Raw genomic sequence first — 16,795 nt, forward strand, 5'->3', positions numbered from 1 at the left:
GTTGAAAGCAAGCTTTCAACAAAACTCCGCTCGACTTGCATGTATTAGGCATGCCGCCAGCGTTCGTCCTGAGCCAGGATCAAACTCTCCAATTTGTATTGAAAAGAGCGATTGCTCATTTTGAAACATCTGACGAGAATTTACATTCTCTAACCGACAAGTTCACTCAGCATAAATGCCGTGAAACTCATCTTCTTTTGGATTTTACTTTCGTAAAATCCCACTCACTCGTTGTTCAGTTTTCAAAGATCAAGTTCTCGTTGTCGGCGTTTAATGTCTCACCAGCAACTCTTATAATATATCATATTCATTCGTGTAATGCAAGCACTTTTTTTATTTCATTTTCGTGCTCGGCGTTGATGTCTCTCGGCCGGACTTAGAATATATCATGATTGGAGATCCATTGCAAGCTTTATTTGAATATTGTCTTCAAAGAAATAGCTGTACTTATCCGTTGCTGAGTATTCACCATCAACCATTGATAAAGTACAGCTACTTATAAGATCCCTCTATAGATACATTAAGCTATAATCTCCTGAATATGTAACTCACGTTCCTGTGCTAAGTTAACTATCTTACCTTCCACTTGCACCATAGGCCGCGTGGGGTTATTACGATCTGTGAATATGATTTCTGCATGTCGACCATCGCTTAAACGTATTCTTGTTCCATTATAGAACTCTGTGGTCTTTTGAATAAAGGTTTGAACAATAACCGGATCCAATTTGCCAAAGCTCTCTGTCAGTAACTGCTCTAATACCAAGTAAGGAGACTTGGCCTTTCTGTACGCTCTTTCCAGAGTCATTGCATGGAATATATCCGCCACCGCAACTATCTTGGCATAGAAATGAATCTGATTGCCCTCAAGCCTAAGCGGATAACCGGAACCGTCCACCTTCTCATGATGCTGAAGGGCCGCAAGTCTGACTCCCTCATTGATTGCCGTTACATTGCGTAACAACTGATATCCATAGGTAGTATGTCTGCGCACTTCTTCTATTTCAGCGCTGTTGAGACTGGCTGGCTTTTGCAAAAGCGAGGCATCCACCTTTACATTCCCAATATCATGCAGCAAGCCCCCGAAAGCAGCCTGCATCCAGTCTTTCTGTGGGTATCCACACCACTGGGCTATCTTGTAGGATGTTAATGCCGACAGTACTGCATTGTGATAGTTATAGTCCTGATCATTTAGCGTACGTGGTGCAAACTTCAGGATACTATAATCCTTTAAATGACTAATTAATATTTCTAGTTGGCTCCGCAATTCAAAAATGGGAAGAGACGCAGCTGCAACGGAAAAATAACTTTTTTTAATGAGTGCTAACATTTTGTCATATTCATCATGAAGAGGGGAATTGCTTTTAGCCAGTACTGATTCATTTATTATGGACCCTGCTTTAGACGGTGCTGGTTTGGAAGCTGCTTTTAGAGGATCGGAAGTTTTCGCCTCACCTTCACTGCCCTCGATCTCCACCTGTTGAATCAAGAAGGCTTGCAAAATATCCAAATCCCGCGGTAATAATACTTTTCCTTTAGTGAACAAAGTTCCTCCCAAAGGTGTTATTACATCTTTTAAAATCTTTGAACCTGGTTTAACTTCTCCAACCATTATGTTTGGCATATGCTCAGCCCCTTTATTTCTATAACCTAAGCCATGAAGGAACCCCATTTATGATACGGGTAATTTATTGGCCGACTGATGCATGCTCAGACACCTGGGTACTCTATGTATTTGATTATAGTACGGATAAATGCAAGCGACTAGTATGAAATGGAGCTATCTTTAAGAATATAAATAAACATTCGATTGATATTTCAAAAAAAACGGAAGTTTCTTATAAGAAACTTCCGTTTGGCATTATTTATTGTTATTCCAGGTTATCCGTTTCGCTCTCAGCGCCTGTCTGAGGCTGCTCAGTATCCCCTGCTTCTTCTGTTACACTTTGACCCTCTTCGCCTTCCACTAAGTCGGACAATTCGTCCTCCTCATTCTTATCAGCTCTGCAAAGGGTAGCCACTGCATCATCCTCACGGATGTTAATCAGCTTAACACCTTGGGCATAACGGCCCATTGTAGAGATACCATCCATACTTGTACGGATCAAGGTACCGCTAGTTGTAATAATCATCAGATCCTCGTCATTCTTAACAACCTTCAGACCAACTACTGGACCATTCTTTTCAGTAAGATTAATCGTCTTAATCCCTTTACCTCCACGGGTCTGGGAACGATAATCACCGGCTGGTGTCCGTTTGCCATAACCTTTGGAAGTAACAATCAGAACCTCAAGATCCTTATCTACACAGTCCATACCGATAACATGATCGCGGCTGTCGAGCGTGATGCCTTTGACACCAGTTGCACTGCGACCCATTGACCGCACATCGTTCTCGGAGAACGTAATTGACATCCCGCGTGCGGTACCAATAATCAAGTTCTGCTGGCCGTCGGTCAGCTTAACCTCAATTAGTGAATCCTCTTCACGAAGATTGATGGCAATCAGCCCACCCTTACGGATGTTATTATAGTCTTCTAGAGGAGTCTTCTTGACAATACCTTCCCGGGTAGAAAAGAATAGATACTTATCTTTATCTGCTTCCTGTACCTGGATCACGGCACTAATCTTCTCTCCTTGCTCGATTTGAATCAGGTTGATGATTGGCGTACCGCGTGCAGTGCGACCAAGCTCCGGAATCTCATAAGCCTTAATCCGGTATACTTTCCCCTTATCCGTAAAGAACAAGAGATAATTATGTGAGTTACTCACAAAGAGATGCTCTACAAAATCCGTATCTTTCGTATCCATACCAATAACACCCCGGCCACCACGCTTCTGGCTGCGGTAAGTGCTGACTGGCAATCGTTTGATATAGCCTGTATGCGTGATAGTAATAATAACCTCTTCACGTGGAATAAGGTCCTCATCGAGAATGCTTTCTTCCCCTACGGTGATTTCTGTACGACGGTCATCACTATATCTATCACGAATTTCTTGCAACTCGTTGCTGATAATATCCAATACGAGATGTTCATTAGCTAATATTTCACGGTATTCCGCAATTTTGATCATCAGCTCGTTATATTCATTCTCAATCTTTTCGCGTTCCAGACCGGTCAGGCGCTGCATCCGCATATCAAGGATAGCTTGAGCCTGCTCTTGACTAAGACTAAATGTTTCCATTAACCCTTCGCGGGCGATATCTGCCGTACGGGAGCTACGGATCAAAGCAATTACCTGATCCAAATGATCTAGCGCAATCCGCAGACCTTCCAAAATGTGCGCTCTTGCTTCAGCCTTCTTCAAATCAAATATCGTACGACGACGGATAACTTCAATTTGATGCTGCAAATAATGATAAAGCACATCACGTAAATTGAGTATCTTTGGCTCTTTGTTAACAATGGCTAACATATTAATACCAAATGTCGACTGCATAGAAGTATGTTTATACAGATTATTTAGTACAACACTAGGATTGACATCGCGTCTCAATTCAACAACAACGCGCATCCCATTACGGTCTGATTCATCACGAAGATCTGTGATACCCTCTATCCGCTTCTCGCGTACTAGTTCTGCAATCTTCTCAACTAACCTTGCTTTGTTTACCTGGTAAGGCAGCTCATGCACAAGTATACGTGCTTTGCCATTATTCTCTTCAATCGTCGCCTTTGCGCGCATTGTAACTGATCCGCGTCCCGTATTATACGCCTGACGAATGCCTTCACGACCCAGAATAAATCCGGCTGTTGGAAAGTCTGGACCTTGAATATATTCCATTAGCTCCATAGGTGTAATATCAGGATTCTTGATCATTGCCTGTACACCATCGATAACTTCACCCAAATTATGCGGCGGAATATTGGTAGCCATACCTACAGCGATACCAGATACCCCGTTTACAAGCAGATTGGGATAACGGGATGGCAATACTACAGGTTCATTTTCTTCACCATCGTAGTTGGGTTCAAAGTCAACAGTCTCTTTATTTAAATCACGAAGCATTTCACCGGCAATTTTGGACAACCGAGCCTCTGTATACCGCATTGCTGCAGCCATGTCTCCATCAACAGAACCAAAGTTCCCATGTCCGTCTACAAGCATATAACGCATCGAGAAATCCTGAGCCATCCGTACCATTGTTTCGTAAACTGCAGAGTCACCGTGAGGATGGTACTTACCAATAACTTCCCCAACGATTCTTGCCGATTTCTTGTGAGGTTTGTCCGAGGACATTCCTAGTTCCGACATTGCAAACAATATGCGTCGGTGAACCGGCTTCAAGCCGTCCCGCACATCTGGCAAAGCCCGGCTAACAATGATGCTCATCGCGTAATCCATAAAGGATTCACGCATTTCCTCACCAATGTCCCGATCTTTGACTTGCGGATTATTTTGTTCAGCCATGAGTTGCTGGACCTCCTTCAGTTAAAAACCGCTACCCATAATTATATTACTTTCACAAAAGTAGCACAATTAAACCTGATAGCCTTCTATCTTCTAATATTAATTTCTTTTGCCGTGATAAGGGTATATGCCCTTTCCGCAAATATCCGCAGTACATAGACTATACAGATAAGAAGAAACGTCTGCGCCGCACCCTACGGATGGCATCCGTTTCCCGGCAAAAATATAAGGATAAAGGATATCTTGAAATTTAAATATTCTTATATTTCAAGAATATCATCCTAAAATCGTCTCATAAGACATAGCCCCACATCCTCATATTATACCATTGTTTAAGTAGCTTGTCCTAAAATTTCAGCTGCTAAAAAATATGCTTCCGAAGTAAGTTTTGTACGAAGAAACTAAGGAGGAACAGATGCTGCGCAAAACTTTTAAGGAGGAAAAATAATGAGGATCCAACGGGTCTCCAGTAAATGGGCTAAAACAAAGGTTATTCTACAAAATCAATCTTTGTCCGCATATGTCCCAGATACCCGTCCATACAACTTGGCTTTCCTTAAGGAACTGCTTGGATTATATACAACGGTCTATATTAAACCAGACCGTGGAACTTATGGTATCGGTGTAATGAGAGCTGAACAACGAACTGTAGCCCTAAAACCGATCAATCAACAAGAAATCATTAATACTGACCCCATTCAGGTCATAGAAGAACAGGTAATGTATATTCTTAGATACGGTAAAGCTACTGAGGTTTTCACCTCACTTGAGGAAATGCATACGGTTTTGCTTAATCGATTTCAAGGAAGGTCCTACCTGATTCAAAAAGGGATCGATCTGCTTCATTACCGCAACCGGCCTTTTGATCTACGAGTGCTTACTCAAATGAGTCCGACAGGAGCATGGGAAACGACGGGAATGCTAGGCCGAGTGGCAGCTCCACAAAAAATCGTCACAAATTATCATAATGGGGGCACTATTCTTTCCGTAAATAAGTTGTTCAAGGATCATATGAATTCTCTTGAAACCAGTACAATGATTAACCAATTAAAAATATTAGGTGTTCAAATTGCCGGACAATTACAAATGGTCTACCCGAGAATCAGAGAAATTGGTCTTGATGTTGCTATAGATCAGCACCATGATATGTGGATTTTAGAGGTCAATACACTTCCCGCGATTTTTGTATTCAAGCGTTTCCCCAACAAATCCATCTATCGTAAAATCTATCGTTATGCTCTAGCTTACGGACGCCTGAAAGGAATTAAAGCCACTTATTCTTCTCACCGGAGAAAAACTACACGAATGTGCAAATAAGATAATAAAGAACCTCCTGCTATACTATTCCGTTAGGAACAGAAGCGGAGGTTCTTTTGGGATTAATCTAAACTGCTATATCAATTACACATCAAGGTTCTTTACGGATTTAGCATGTTCATGAATGAATTCGCGACGTGGCTCCACGTTATCACCCATAAGAGTGTCAAAAATACCGTCAGCCAAAATCGCATCTTCAATCGTTACCTGCAGCATCATCCGAGTCTCAGGGTCCATAGTCGTATCCCATAGCTGAGTTGCATTCATCTCACCCAGACCTTTATAGCGCTGAACATTTACTTTCACATTCTCGCCGAATGAAGCAATGATCTCATCGCGTTCTCTCTCCGAATTCGCATATCGGATCACCTTGTTACGTTCTACCTTGAACAGCGGCGGTTGGGCAATATAGATATATCCCGCATCTACCAGCTTACGCATGTAGCGGTAAAAGAACGTCAAGAGCAGTGTTCTAATATGGGCCCCATCTACGTCAGCATCTGTCATGATAACGATCTTATGGTAACGAGCTTTAGCAAGATCGAAGTCTTCACTGATCCCAGTACCCAGTGCTGTAATGATATTCCGAATTTCAGCATTGGATAAAATACGATCAAGACGTGCTTTCTCTACGTTCAGGATCTTGCCACGCAGCGGTAGAATCGCCTGGAAGTGGCGGTCGCGGCCTTGCTTGGCTGAACCTCCGGCAGAGTCACCTTCGACGATATACAATTCACTGATCGAGGCATCTTTGGATGAACAGTCAGCCAACTTGCCGGGTAAAGCGCTGACCTCAAGCGCACTCTTACGACGAGTTAGTTCACGTGCTTTGCGAGCAGCCTCTCGAGCGCGTGAAGCCGATAAGGATTTCTCCAGAACCTTGCGCGAAACTGCTGGGTTCTCCTCCAAAAATTGTTGCAGCTTCTCTCCAAACAACGATTCTACAATACCACGTACTTCACTGTTACCCAGTTTCGTTTTGGTCTGTCCTTCGAATTGTGGTTCTGGAATTTTGACGGAAATAATAGCCGTCAGACCTTCACGAACATCATCACCGGTCAGATTGGAGTTACTGTCCTTAATCACACCTGTCTTACGGGCATAATCGTTGATGATACGCGTTAGTGCACTTTTGAAACCAGACTCATGGGTTCCACCCTCATGGGTATTAATATTATTAGCAAAAGAATATATATTCTCTGTATAGGAATCATTGTACTGCAGTGCTACTTCAACCTGAATCGTATCTCGAGACCCTTCTACGTAGATAGGATCATCATGAAGGGCTTCTTTGTTCTCATTCAGATATTTAACGTATTCAACAATACCGCCTTCGTATCTGAAAACATTAGAGACTCCTGTACGTTCATCCATCAACGAGATCTCGATTCCCTTGTTAAGAAATGCCAACTCACGAATACGAGTAAGCAACGTTGAATATTCTATAACTCTTGTTTCGGTGAATATTTCAGGATCAGAATGAAAAGTTATTGCAGTACCCGTCTCATCCGTTTCACCGATAGTTTTGATTTCATACTCAGGTGCACCGCGTTTATACTCCTGCTGATAGATAAATCCCTCGCGTTTGACCGTAACCACGAGTTTCTCAGACAAGGCGTTAACTACAGATATACCTACACCGTGCAAACCGCCTGATACTTTATATCCGCCACCGCCGAACTTTCCTCCGGCATGCAGGACAGTCATAACGACTTCCAGTGTCGACTTCTTCAGCTTTTCATTCTCACCTACAGGGATACCGCGACCATTATCAATAACGGTTACGCTGTTATCCTCATGTATGACCACATCAATCCGGTCACAATAACCAGCTAGCGCTTCATCGATACTATTATCGACGACCTCCCATACCAAATGATGCAGACCTTTGGCGCTAGTGGAGCCAATATACATGCCCGGACGTTTCCGGACCGCTTCCAGCCCTTCCAGTACCTGAATCTGGCTCTCATCATATTTGGGTTGATTCATAGACATGCCTTCACCTACTTCTTTCAGATTATCTTTTAGTTCTTAAATGAATTCTATATTTCTAATAATATTTTGGCTCTCTTTTTGAGGGTGGAGGAAGAAATGGGGGAGTAGTACACGATATTTTTCGTTACGACTATAGATTTTGCTTCCTCTTCACCAATCCGCTCCAGCTTCTTATCCTGCTGAGACTGAATTACGAACTGTTTTGACACCTTAGAAGATTTCTCAATCGATATATCAAATATAGCGATCAACTCAGAGGATCGAATAATCTTTTCCCCGCCCAAATGAATATACATGGTCTTCCTCCGCTCTTTATAACTCGACTTTTCCATCATGAACATGGTAAAGGTTGGCGCCCTTTAATTTATCGGCATTCAGACCCTCAATACCGGTTGCGGTAATGAATGTCTGTACCTTGCTTTGAAAGGTTTCGATAAGCTGAGTCTGGCGGTAAGGATCAAGTTCGGACAAAACATCGTCAAGAAGCAGCACAGGATACTCCCCGATTTCCTCATGGATCAGCTCGATTTCCGCCAGCTTGAGTGATAACGCTGTCGTACGCTGCTGTCCTTGAGAACCGTAGACCTGAGCTTCTCTTCCGTTGATAAAAAAGGACAGGTCATCCCTATGGGGACCCGTCAGCGTCATGCCGCGCCTGATTTCTTGTTCTCTTGTTTGTGATAACTTTAACATAAAATTGTCTAATAAGACAGCTTCATCTTCCTCGTCTCTCTCCCCGAAAGAGGGAACATAAAGCAATTTCAGCTCTTCTCCGCCGTTCGTAATCCCGCGGTGAATGCTTTCAGCCCAAATTTGCAGCTTCTTTATGAATTGTTTCCTTTTTTTGACGATTTTAACACCATGCTCCACAAGTTGAACATCCCAAATCTCCAAAAGCTCTTTTTGAGCAGCATCTTTACCCCATAATTGCTTCAACAAATTGCCTCTTTGGAGCAGCACCTTCTGGTATTGCTGCAGATGAAACAAATAGCTTGGCTGCACTTGCCCAATCTCCATATCGAGAAAGCGCCGTCTAATGCCAGGTGTTCCTTTAACAATCTCTAGATCTTCGGGAGCAAACATTACCACATTGAGTGAACCGATAAATTCACTGAGCCGACGCTGCTCTAGTCCGTTAATCTTAGCTTTTTTGCCTTGAGCTGATAATAACAGTTCAAGTTTCAGATCGCCGTATTTTCGTTCTACCTCGGCATAAATTTGAGCAGAGCCTCCGGGAGCATTAAACGAGATGAGCTCGCGGTCTTTGGAGGTACGGTGGCTTTTGGTCATCGCCAGGACGAACAATGCCTCCATGAGGTTTGTTTTGCCTTGGGCATTCTGACCGAGAATCAGATTCACATCGCCCAAGCTCTCAAGACGCAGCAGCTCATAATTGCGATAATGCTGCATGCCGATATTTTTAACAAACACGAAATAGTTCCTCCTCGGATGCCCTACTCTTTAACTCCGCCGCCTTCAACTTCAAAAGCTCCGTTATCCTGAACCTCTATTTTATCACCAGGGTAGAGTTTTCTGCCGCGCCGTTCTTCTACTTCTCCGTTAACAAGAACATGACCTTCTTGCAGTAGGGCTTTGGCCATACCGCCTGTGGATACACATTCAGACAGCTTTAAAAACTGGTCAAGCTTAATGTATCCACTGTGGATAACTATTTTTTTCATGATTTTGATCCTTTCCACCACTTATCCACAGGCCGTGAACGATGGCGTTAATTTGTTGTGCGGTAAGGCAAAATGACATATAAGCTGCGGCTTTCATCCAGTGGTCTTAGTATAATTGGGCTCATCATTCCCGTAAAGGCAATGACCAGCTGCTCACTTTCTACGACCTTTAATACATCGAGCATGTATTTGGAGTTGAAGGAGATCTTCAACGGTTCACCTTTAAAATCAAGGACCTCAAGCTCTTCACGGACCTTACCAAGCTCTGACGAGCTTGAAGAGATCTCAATACTGCCATTCTCAAGCGTTTGCATCCGTACAATATTCGTTTTTTCTTCACGAGACAACAAATAAGCGCGGTCAATCGATTCGCTGAGTTTTTTTGTATCTAAAGTTAGTTCTGTTTTGTAGGCTGTCGGAATAATCCTAGAAGTATCCGGATAAATTCCATCCAAAATCCGTGAATAGAACAGTACCTTGTCAATTTTGAAGAGAACCTGGTTATCGGCTACAACAATATCCACTAGCATATTCTGGTCTGGAATAATTTTGCTAAGCTCATTGAGTGTTTTGCCGGCTATGACGACGTTAGCAAATTGAACACTTTCGGTACCTTCTAATCGGGCAGCTCTTGTAGCCAAACGGTGGCGATCAGTCGCTGTAAATTTAAATTCATTATCAGCCAAATTCCACAGTATTCCTGTTAGGATCGGTGTTGTTTCTTGAGTAGAAATCGAAAAAGCAGTTTGTTTAATCATATTTTTAAGCAAATCACCTGGTATAGAGATCGTCTCATTCTCTTCAATACTCGGCAGTACAGGAAATTCTTCAGGGTCAAGTCCTACAATCTGAATCTCTGTTGATCCGGAGGAAATATAGGTCTGGAAACCTTCCTTTACCTCCATCTGAATCTCTTTAGATGGCAATTTCTTGATAATTTCAACAAAAAATTTAGCGGGTAGAACAACACTGCCTGGTTGATCGACTTTCACAATGGTGAGACTGTCATTCTCCAGGGGAATAAATGATTGAATTGAAATATCAGTATCGCTGGCAGTTAGAGTCACTCCTTGGTGGGTGACTTCTAGTTTAATGCCCGTCAGGATAGGGATCGTTGTTCTGCTGGAAATAGCCTTTGATACATGTTGTATGGATTCGTTGAGTTCATTTTTAAGAATGCTTATTTTCATGATTTCACTCCTAGCTGAAAAATGGGAAATTGTGATGTTATTAGTGTCTTGAAAACACGCTTGTAGATGATGAATTATTATAGTTATTTAGTAGTATTAGTAGTAGGGGCACTGAATATGTGGATAACCCTCTCAAACCGCATGGAACTAAGCCTATTCACATGTGTATAGATTGTGCATAGGCTTATAGTTCATTTAGGAAGGATTTTTGATTTTCTCCGCAAGATTATTTACCACTTTGTACAACTCCTGATCAACCTTTAATTGCTGTGTTATCTTGTCATGGGCATGTATGACTGTCGTATGGTCACGTCCCCCAAATGCTTCGCCAATCTTAGGGAGTGAATAATCCGTTAATTCACGGGATAGATACATTGCGATCTGACGCGGAAAGGCTACGGCTTTAGTGCGCTTGCGTGCTTTGAAATCCTCAAGGCGTAAATTGTAATATTCGCCGACTTTTTGCTGAATGTCCCCCATCGTAATCATTTTGGGGCGGCTGGACGGGATGATGTCCTTCAATGCTTCAGCTGCCAGATGAGTAGTTACATCCTGGTTCGTTAGAGAGGAGTAGGCAACAACCCGGATCAACGCACCTTCCAGCTCACGGATATTTGTATCGATCTGATTGGCTATGTACATCATAGCTTCATTAGGGATATCAAGATTCTCGGCCTTCGCCTTTTTGCGCAAAATGGCAATCCGGGTCTCCAGATCTGGAGGTTGAATATCTGTAATCAAACCCCATTCGAACCGGGAGCGCAGCCGTTCTTCCAGTGTGGGAATTTCTTTTGGAGGCCGGTCGCTGGAGATGATAATTTGCTTGCGTTCTTCATGGAGCGCATTGAACGTATGGAAGAATTCCTCCTGTGTTGATTCTTTGCCGGCGAGGAATTGGATATCATCAATAAGCAAAATGTCAACGCTACGATACTTATTACGGAAGCTTTCGCCGCGGTTATCACGGATGGAATTAATGAATTCATTCGTGAATTTCTCAGACGAAATGTAGATAACCTTGTTGTTTGGGTTATGTTCCAGCACATAATGCCCAATGGCATGCATTAAATGGGTCTTGCCCAGACCTACTCCGCCGTATAAAAACAAAGGATTGTAGGCTTTGGCTGGTGCTTCGGCAACGGCCAGTGAGGCTGCGTGCGCGAAACGATTGCCTGAGCCGATCACAAAGGTGTCGAAAGTATACTTGGGATTGAGCAGATGCGTTTGAGCTTCTTCGCGTGATACTGCGGGAAAAGGCGCAGATTGTTGAATTATAAGCTCTGAAGGCTTGTTCTCCTCAATGACAAATTTGACGTCTACCTGTTTGCCGGTGACCTCGTAAACCGTAGCTCCTACCAGTTTGGTGTAACGACTTTCCAGCCATTCGACTGCAAATGTTGTAGGTGCCGAGATGATAAGAACCTGTGTGCTGAAAGTGATCGCTTTCGTAGCCTTAAACCAGGTATCAAAGCTCGGCTTGCTTAATTTGGTCTGAATAATCGATAAAATTTGCTGCCATAATTCGGAAGTATGGCTGTCCACAGACTGTCACTCCTTTAAATCTTCCAAATGTGGCATCAGCCATGAGTGGAAATGTCGAAGAAAATAGGTTAATGATGAGTTTTATCCCCAACATGCAATATGCAGAGACAAAAAAATATGGATAAATTTGAATTGTTCACAACGTTATCCACAACTTGTTGATAATATAGAGAACAAACAAATCTATTCACATTCAAAAGTAATACCATCATAGCAAAACTACCCTTGTTTTTCAATGATCAGGGCTATTTTATCCACAAATTCAAGCACTTGTGTATAATATTTAAGAACAACACTACATATTGTTGATAATTTGTTTATGGTTCGACAGTTTACGTCAAGGTTCCAATTTTTTTATACACAGGTTATTACCACCTGCAAATAGTTGGCTTAATTTTTTAGTAACAGGTGGATAACTTTTTAAGCCTGTGGATTACTTTTTTTCTGATCGGGGCTGTGGATAAACGCTTTAGCTTTAGGAGAGAAGAAGGTGGACGTGTTAGGTTGACTTTTATCCGTAAAATATGTTTTAATATATAAAGGTGTTTTCTGTGTGGATATGTCTCCAAATTATAATGATAATACTTGTAGATACTGTCCCTACTTAAAGGACGGCATAGTCCGTTTCTGCTTATAAGACAGTAATTTAGTACCTGTAAGGGAGGTGCAATACATGAGACCGACATTTAGACCTAATGTGAGCAAACGCAGCAAGGTGCATGGTTTTCGCAAAAGAATGAGCACGAAAAACGGCCGCAAAGTGCTGGCAGCCCGTCGCCTAAAAGGCAGAAAAGTTTTGAGTGCGTAAGTAAGGCCACCCGAGACCACTACGGTGGTCTTTTTTACTGTATTTTTATTTCTGGGGGCTCTGTAGAGGTTAGGATTACGCTTCGATGCGTTGGCTATACTTTGCGGGGTTATTTTACGTATACACTTATAAATATGAAACAACGAAGTTCAACCCCTATAGATGAAGTAGAGCAAAATGGGGTCAGCGGCCGTTTATGGCAGCTCAATAATGACTATACTAATTAGAAGGAAAAATTCCGGAGCGATCTTTGAGGCCGGTCTTTTTAATAAGGAGATTCTCGTGCACAAAAGATTACGTTTACGAAACCGTGCCGACTTCAGCCGCGTATACCGCCATGGGAAGTCATTTGCGAATCATCAGTTTGTAGTGTATTGGTTCAGCAGAAAAGAGGTGGAGCGGTTCCGACTTGGTGTATCAGTAAGTAAAAAGGTGGGAAATGCCGTTGTCCGCAACCGAATGAGGAGACTGGTGAAAGAAATTGTCCGTCTTCACGAGCCTGAAATTGCAGGTGGACTAGACATGGTGTTTATCGTAAGAAAAGGAGCCCTTACTATGGAATACGGAGAGCTCGAAAAAAGTGTGCTCCATGTGCTGCGCAAAGCCAAGCTACTAAAGGCTTCCCGTAAATAATGGAGCCCGAAGTGGCTTGTTTATTTGTATTCATAATTATGGTATGATTTACGGTGCAATGGAATGTTCAAGAGAGGGGTTTTGAAGTGTCTGTAATGAAGACTAGACGAGGAAAATGGTTTCTCCTCATCGCTGTGTTGATTTTATCGCTTGCTGTTTTATCGGGATGTACATCTTCAGTTTCAGTGACGCATACTACAGAGGATTTGAAAAATGGAGGATTCTGGCAGAGTAATGTTGTTTATTATTTTGCTTTAGCTCTCGATACGTTCGCAAAATGGTTTAATGGACAATACGGATTCGCCGTACTTGTGATGGTTATTATTGTCCGTACGTTGATTCTTCCGCTTACTATGAAACAGGTCAAAAGCTCGCGCGCAATGCAAGCCATACAGCCGGAACTCCAAAAGATCCAGAAAAAATATAAAGAAACACCTGAGAAGGTGCAGCAAGAAACCATGCGCCTGTTCCAGGAGAATAAGGTTAATCCAATGGCGGGCTGCCTGCCGCTAATCGTACAGATGCCAGTTTTTATCGCTCTATACAATTCAATCTACTACAACCCAAGTTTGCGTGAGCATACCTTCTTGTGGTTGCAGCTTGGTGAGCCAGATAAGCTGTTTATTCTACCGATACTTGCTGCTTTGACAACATTTATTCAAACCAGAATGATGACCAAAATGAATCCGACCCAAATGCAAGGACCTATGCAGTTTATGATGATGGTCTATCCGGTTCTGATTTTTGTCATGTCCTACAATTTCCCGGCAGCGTTACCTTTATACTGGGTATACAGTAATATATACACGATTATTCAGAACTATTTCTTATACCGCAACAATGGTAAAAACAAGTTAGCTGTTGCAGGTGCCGGTGTCATCGATGTTGGTCCTAATCTCGTGAAGAGTAAAGATGTCTCGAGCACTGGGAAAAACAAAAATGTTTCCAGCACTGTGAAAAATAATAGTGGCAAGGCATCGAAGGGGGCCAAAAAGTCAAAATGAGCAAAGTCGTCGCGACAGGGAAAACCATTGAAGAAGCTGTAGAACGTGGGCTTACACAGCTTGGAGTTCACCGGGATCGAGTTACGGTCAATGTACTTGAACAGCCATCAAGAGGATTCCTGGGATTGATCGGTGCGAAAGGTGCCAAGGTTGAATTAACCCTGTTTACCGAAGCTGCACCGGCATCAGCGGCGAGTGCTCCGTCACTGCCTCAGCAGTCAACAAGAGAGAGCAAACAGGAGGCTATTGGCGGCGTGCCGCGCCAAGATTCCGGACAACCGGTGGAGGAAGCTTACCAAGAGGCCGTTCATTTCATTGTGGATGTCGCCAAAAGCATGGGGCTTGAGGTGGAAGTGGAAATCATCCATACCAAGGAGTCAAATATTCTGCAGATATCCGGTCCGGATCTCGGATTGTTGATTGGCAGAAGGGGACAAACTCTCGATGCTCTGCAGTATTTGGCTAATATCGTAGCTAACCGATACTCAGACAGCTTTATACGGTTAGTGCTTGATGCGGAGAATTTTCGTGAACGCCGCAAGAAGACACTAGAAGAACTGGCTGATCGATTAGCAGGTCGTGTTATTCGTACCCGTAAAGAGGTTGTGCTGGAGCCAATGTCTCCGCAAGAGCGTAAGATTATTCATTCCAGACTACAGGATCACCGGCAAGTGAATACCCTTAGTAAGGGTGAAGAACCGAATCGCCGCGTCGTTATAACTTTGAAGTAAAGACCATATTGCCGCAATGACTCCTTGACCTATGAAAGGAGTCATTGTTTTTTAGTATATAAGAATATAAAGAGCAGATAAGACGAGGTGAATAACAGCATGCTTAGCGACACCATTGCTGCCGTATCAACGGCATTAGGTGAGGGCGGGATTGCTATAATCCGGGTCAGCGGCCCGCAGGCTATTACGCAGGTGACACCATTATTTCGCAGCCGGATATCACTTGCGGATGCGGAGTCACATACCGTTCATTACGGACATATTATTAGTCCGGTTGATGGTGAGAAAATGGAAGAAGTACTTGTAACTGTAATGAAAGGCCCGCGTTCTTTTACCACAGAGGATGTAGTGGAGATCAGTGCGCATGGTGGTATTATTTCGGTTAGAAGAGTAATGGATTTACTGCTGCAGCAGGAGATTAGATTGGCTGAGCCAGGTGAGTTCACCAAGCGCGCATTTTTGGGCGGACGTATAGATTTATCACAAGCAGAAGCAGTCATTGATCTTATCCGTTCCAAATCAGATCGAGCTTTCTCGGTAGCTTTAAAGCAGGTGAGTGGTTCACTATCCGAACAGATCCATATCTTGCGTCATTCGCTTATTGAAATGCTGGCTCATATTGAAGTGAATATTGATTACCCTGAACATGATGTGGAATCCGTAACAGCTGAATTTATTAAAGATAAAAGTACTGAGGTTATGGAAGGCATCAATAAGCTACTGAAGACTTCTAATGAAGGTAAAATTCTACGTGAAGGTATTACTACAGCCATTATAGGCCGTCCAAATGTGGGCAAATCATCGCTGCTTAATGCGCTCGCGCGCGATAATAAAGCGATTGTAACAGATATTCCAGGCACAACACGTGATGTTATAGAAGAGTATGTAACGATTAATAATATTCCGCTTAAGCTTCTCGACACTGCGGGTATTCGCGACACAATGGATGTGGTGGAGAAAATCGGCGTTGAACGTTCCCGAGCTGCCGTAGTTGATGCGGATCTTATTCTGCTTGTACTGAATTCAAATGACGAGCTGCATGCGGATGAATTGGCATTAATGGAACAATTCAAGGGTAGACAATGTATATGTTTGATGAATAAAATGGACTTACCGTCTAAAGTGGATAAGGAAACGTTACTTTCTTTTTTTGAAGAGTCGAGCATTGTACCCATGTCTATTCTGGAAGAGAAAGGTTTGGACAAATTGGAAGAGGCTATATCGACACTTTTTTTCGGCGGGAAGCTGGAATCGGGTGACTTGACATATGTTAGTAATGTAAGACATATTGCCTTGCTCAAAAAGGCGTACAGATCGCTTATGGATGCTTACGAGGCGGCAGAGTTGCATGTCCCGATTGATCTAATCCAAATCGATGTACGGCTGGCCTGGGAGCAGCTAGGCGAGATCATAGGCGATACAGCAGCCGACTCGTTGCTAGACCAGATTTTTTCACAGTTTTGTTTAGGTAAATAGGTTCTATA

Annotated in this window: 14 protein-coding genes and 1 rRNA gene; 6 read left to right on the plus strand and 9 right to left on the minus strand. The window is 42.9% G+C overall.

The window, feature by feature from the left end:
• The 3 genes from GJB61_RS12615 to gyrA form a co-directional block, all read right to left on the minus strand.
• Positions 1-95 (minus strand): 16S ribosomal RNA (locus GJB61_RS12615); the annotation flags it as partial.
• Between the two features lie 425 nt (positions 96-520).
• The gene (locus tag GJB61_RS12620) at positions 521-1,621 is read right to left on the minus strand and encodes an HD-GYP domain-containing protein (protein ID WP_154118887.1); all 1,101 of its coding nucleotides are present in this window, start codon (positions 1,619-1,621) and stop codon (positions 521-523) included.
• Between the two features lie 247 nt (positions 1,622-1,868).
• Entirely contained in the window at positions 1,869-4,409 is a 2,541-nt protein-coding gene (gyrA, locus tag GJB61_RS12625; protein WP_154118888.1) for a DNA gyrase subunit A, read from the minus strand.
• A 447-nt stretch (positions 4,410-4,856) separates the two neighbouring features.
• On the opposite strand from gyrA, the gene GJB61_RS12630 reads away from it, so the two are divergent.
• Positions 4,857-5,726, plus strand: coding sequence for a YheC/YheD family protein (locus tag GJB61_RS12630; RefSeq protein WP_154118889.1), 870 nt, complete (start codon positions 4,857-4,859; stop codon positions 5,724-5,726).
• 84 nt (positions 5,727-5,810) lie between these two features.
• On the opposite strand, the gene gyrB is transcribed toward GJB61_RS12630, so the two are convergent.
• The 6 genes from gyrB to dnaA all read right to left on the minus strand — a co-directional run bounded on the left by gyrB (position 5,811) and on the right by dnaA (position 12,135).
• A complete protein-coding gene (gene gyrB / locus GJB61_RS12635; protein WP_154118890.1) occupies positions 5,811-7,721 on the minus strand; it encodes a DNA topoisomerase (ATP-hydrolyzing) subunit B in 1,911 nt (636 codons plus the stop codon).
• A gap of 47 nt (positions 7,722-7,768) precedes the next feature.
• Positions 7,769-8,017 carry an extracellular matrix regulator RemB gene (gene remB / locus GJB61_RS12640; protein WP_154118891.1) on the minus strand — a complete coding sequence of 83 codons (249 nt, stop codon included), beginning with the start codon at positions 8,015-8,017 and terminating at the stop codon, positions 7,769-7,771.
• A 16-nt stretch (positions 8,018-8,033) separates the two neighbouring features.
• Positions 8,034-9,152: a DNA replication/repair protein RecF gene (recF, locus tag GJB61_RS12645; protein WP_338115789.1), complete on the minus strand. Its 1,119-nt coding sequence runs from the start codon at positions 9,150-9,152 to the stop codon at positions 8,034-8,036.
• 23 nt (positions 9,153-9,175) lie between these two features.
• Positions 9,176-9,403, minus strand: a complete 228-nt coding sequence (yaaA, locus tag GJB61_RS12650; protein WP_154118892.1) for a S4 domain-containing protein YaaA — start codon at positions 9,401-9,403, stop codon at positions 9,176-9,178.
• Between the two features lie 47 nt (positions 9,404-9,450).
• Positions 9,451-10,593, minus strand: a complete 1,143-nt coding sequence (gene dnaN, locus GJB61_RS12655; protein ID WP_154118893.1) for a DNA polymerase III subunit beta — start codon at positions 10,591-10,593, stop codon at positions 9,451-9,453.
• Positions 10,594-10,788: 195 nt separating this feature from the next.
• Positions 10,789-12,135 (minus strand): chromosomal replication initiator protein DnaA, encoded by a 1,347-nt coding sequence (dnaA, locus tag GJB61_RS12660; protein WP_338115790.1) that lies wholly within the window; start codon positions 12,133-12,135, stop codon positions 10,789-10,791.
• A 673-nt stretch (positions 12,136-12,808) separates the two neighbouring features.
• Between dnaA and rpmH the strand changes: the two genes are divergently transcribed.
• The 5 genes from rpmH (at position 12,809) to mnmE (ending at position 16,787) form a co-directional block, all read left to right on the plus strand.
• Positions 12,809-12,943, plus strand: coding sequence for a 50S ribosomal protein L34 (rpmH, locus tag GJB61_RS12665; protein WP_036677745.1), 135 nt, complete (start codon positions 12,809-12,811; stop codon positions 12,941-12,943).
• 282 nt (positions 12,944-13,225) lie between these two features.
• Positions 13,226-13,576, plus strand: coding sequence for a ribonuclease P protein component (gene rnpA, locus GJB61_RS12670; RefSeq protein ID WP_338115791.1), 351 nt, complete (start codon positions 13,226-13,228; stop codon positions 13,574-13,576).
• A gap of 86 nt (positions 13,577-13,662) precedes the next feature.
• On the plus strand, positions 13,663-14,580 hold the full coding sequence (locus GJB61_RS12675) for a YidC/Oxa1 family membrane protein insertase (protein ID WP_338115792.1): 918 nt from the start codon (positions 13,663-13,665) through the stop codon (positions 14,578-14,580).
• Positions 14,577-15,311, plus strand: coding sequence for an RNA-binding cell elongation regulator Jag/EloR (gene jag, locus GJB61_RS12680; protein ID WP_154118895.1), 735 nt, complete (start codon positions 14,577-14,579; stop codon positions 15,309-15,311). Before GJB61_RS12675 ends, jag begins: the two co-directional genes overlap by 4 nt.
• Before the next feature lie 99 nt (positions 15,312-15,410).
• Positions 15,411-16,787: a tRNA uridine-5-carboxymethylaminomethyl(34) synthesis GTPase MnmE gene (gene mnmE, locus GJB61_RS12685; protein ID WP_154118896.1), complete on the plus strand. Its 1,377-nt coding sequence runs from the start codon at positions 15,411-15,413 to the stop codon at positions 16,785-16,787.
• Positions 16,788-16,795 lie beyond the last annotated feature (8 nt).

This window comes from Paenibacillus monticola, assembly GCF_009664975.1.
GTDB lineage: Bacteria > Bacillota > Bacilli > Paenibacillales > Paenibacillaceae > Paenibacillus_AQ > Paenibacillus_AQ monticola.

Excerpts from the sequence above, each read along its gene's own strand:
- gyrA (WP_154118888.1), bottom strand. The coding sequence starts at position 4,409 with ATGGCTGAACAAAATAATCCGCAAGTCAAAGATCGGGACATTGGTGAG.
- gyrB (WP_154118890.1), bottom strand. The coding sequence starts at position 7,721 with ATGTCTATGAATCAACCCAAATATGATGAGAGCCAGATTCAGGTACTG.
- remB (WP_154118891.1), bottom strand. The coding sequence starts at position 8,017 with ATGTATATTCATTTGGGCGGGGAAAAGATTATTCGATCCTCTGAGTTG.
- GJB61_RS12620 (WP_154118887.1), bottom strand. The coding sequence starts at position 1,621 with ATGCCAAACATAATGGTTGGAGAAGTTAAACCAGGTTCAAAGATTTTA.
- rpmH (WP_036677745.1), top strand. The coding sequence starts at position 12,809 with ATGAGACCGACATTTAGACCTAATGTGAGCAAACGCAGCAAGGTGCAT.
- GJB61_RS12630 (WP_154118889.1), top strand. The coding sequence starts at position 4,857 with ATGAGGATCCAACGGGTCTCCAGTAAATGGGCTAAAACAAAGGTTATT.
- yaaA (WP_154118892.1), bottom strand. The coding sequence starts at position 9,403 with ATGAAAAAAATAGTTATCCACAGTGGATACATTAAGCTTGACCAGTTT.
- dnaN (WP_154118893.1), bottom strand. The coding sequence starts at position 10,593 with ATGAAAATAAGCATTCTTAAAAATGAACTCAACGAATCCATACAACAT.
- mnmE (WP_154118896.1), top strand. The coding sequence starts at position 15,411 with ATGCTTAGCGACACCATTGCTGCCGTATCAACGGCATTAGGTGAGGGC.
- jag (WP_154118895.1), top strand. The coding sequence starts at position 14,577 with ATGAGCAAAGTCGTCGCGACAGGGAAAACCATTGAAGAAGCTGTAGAA.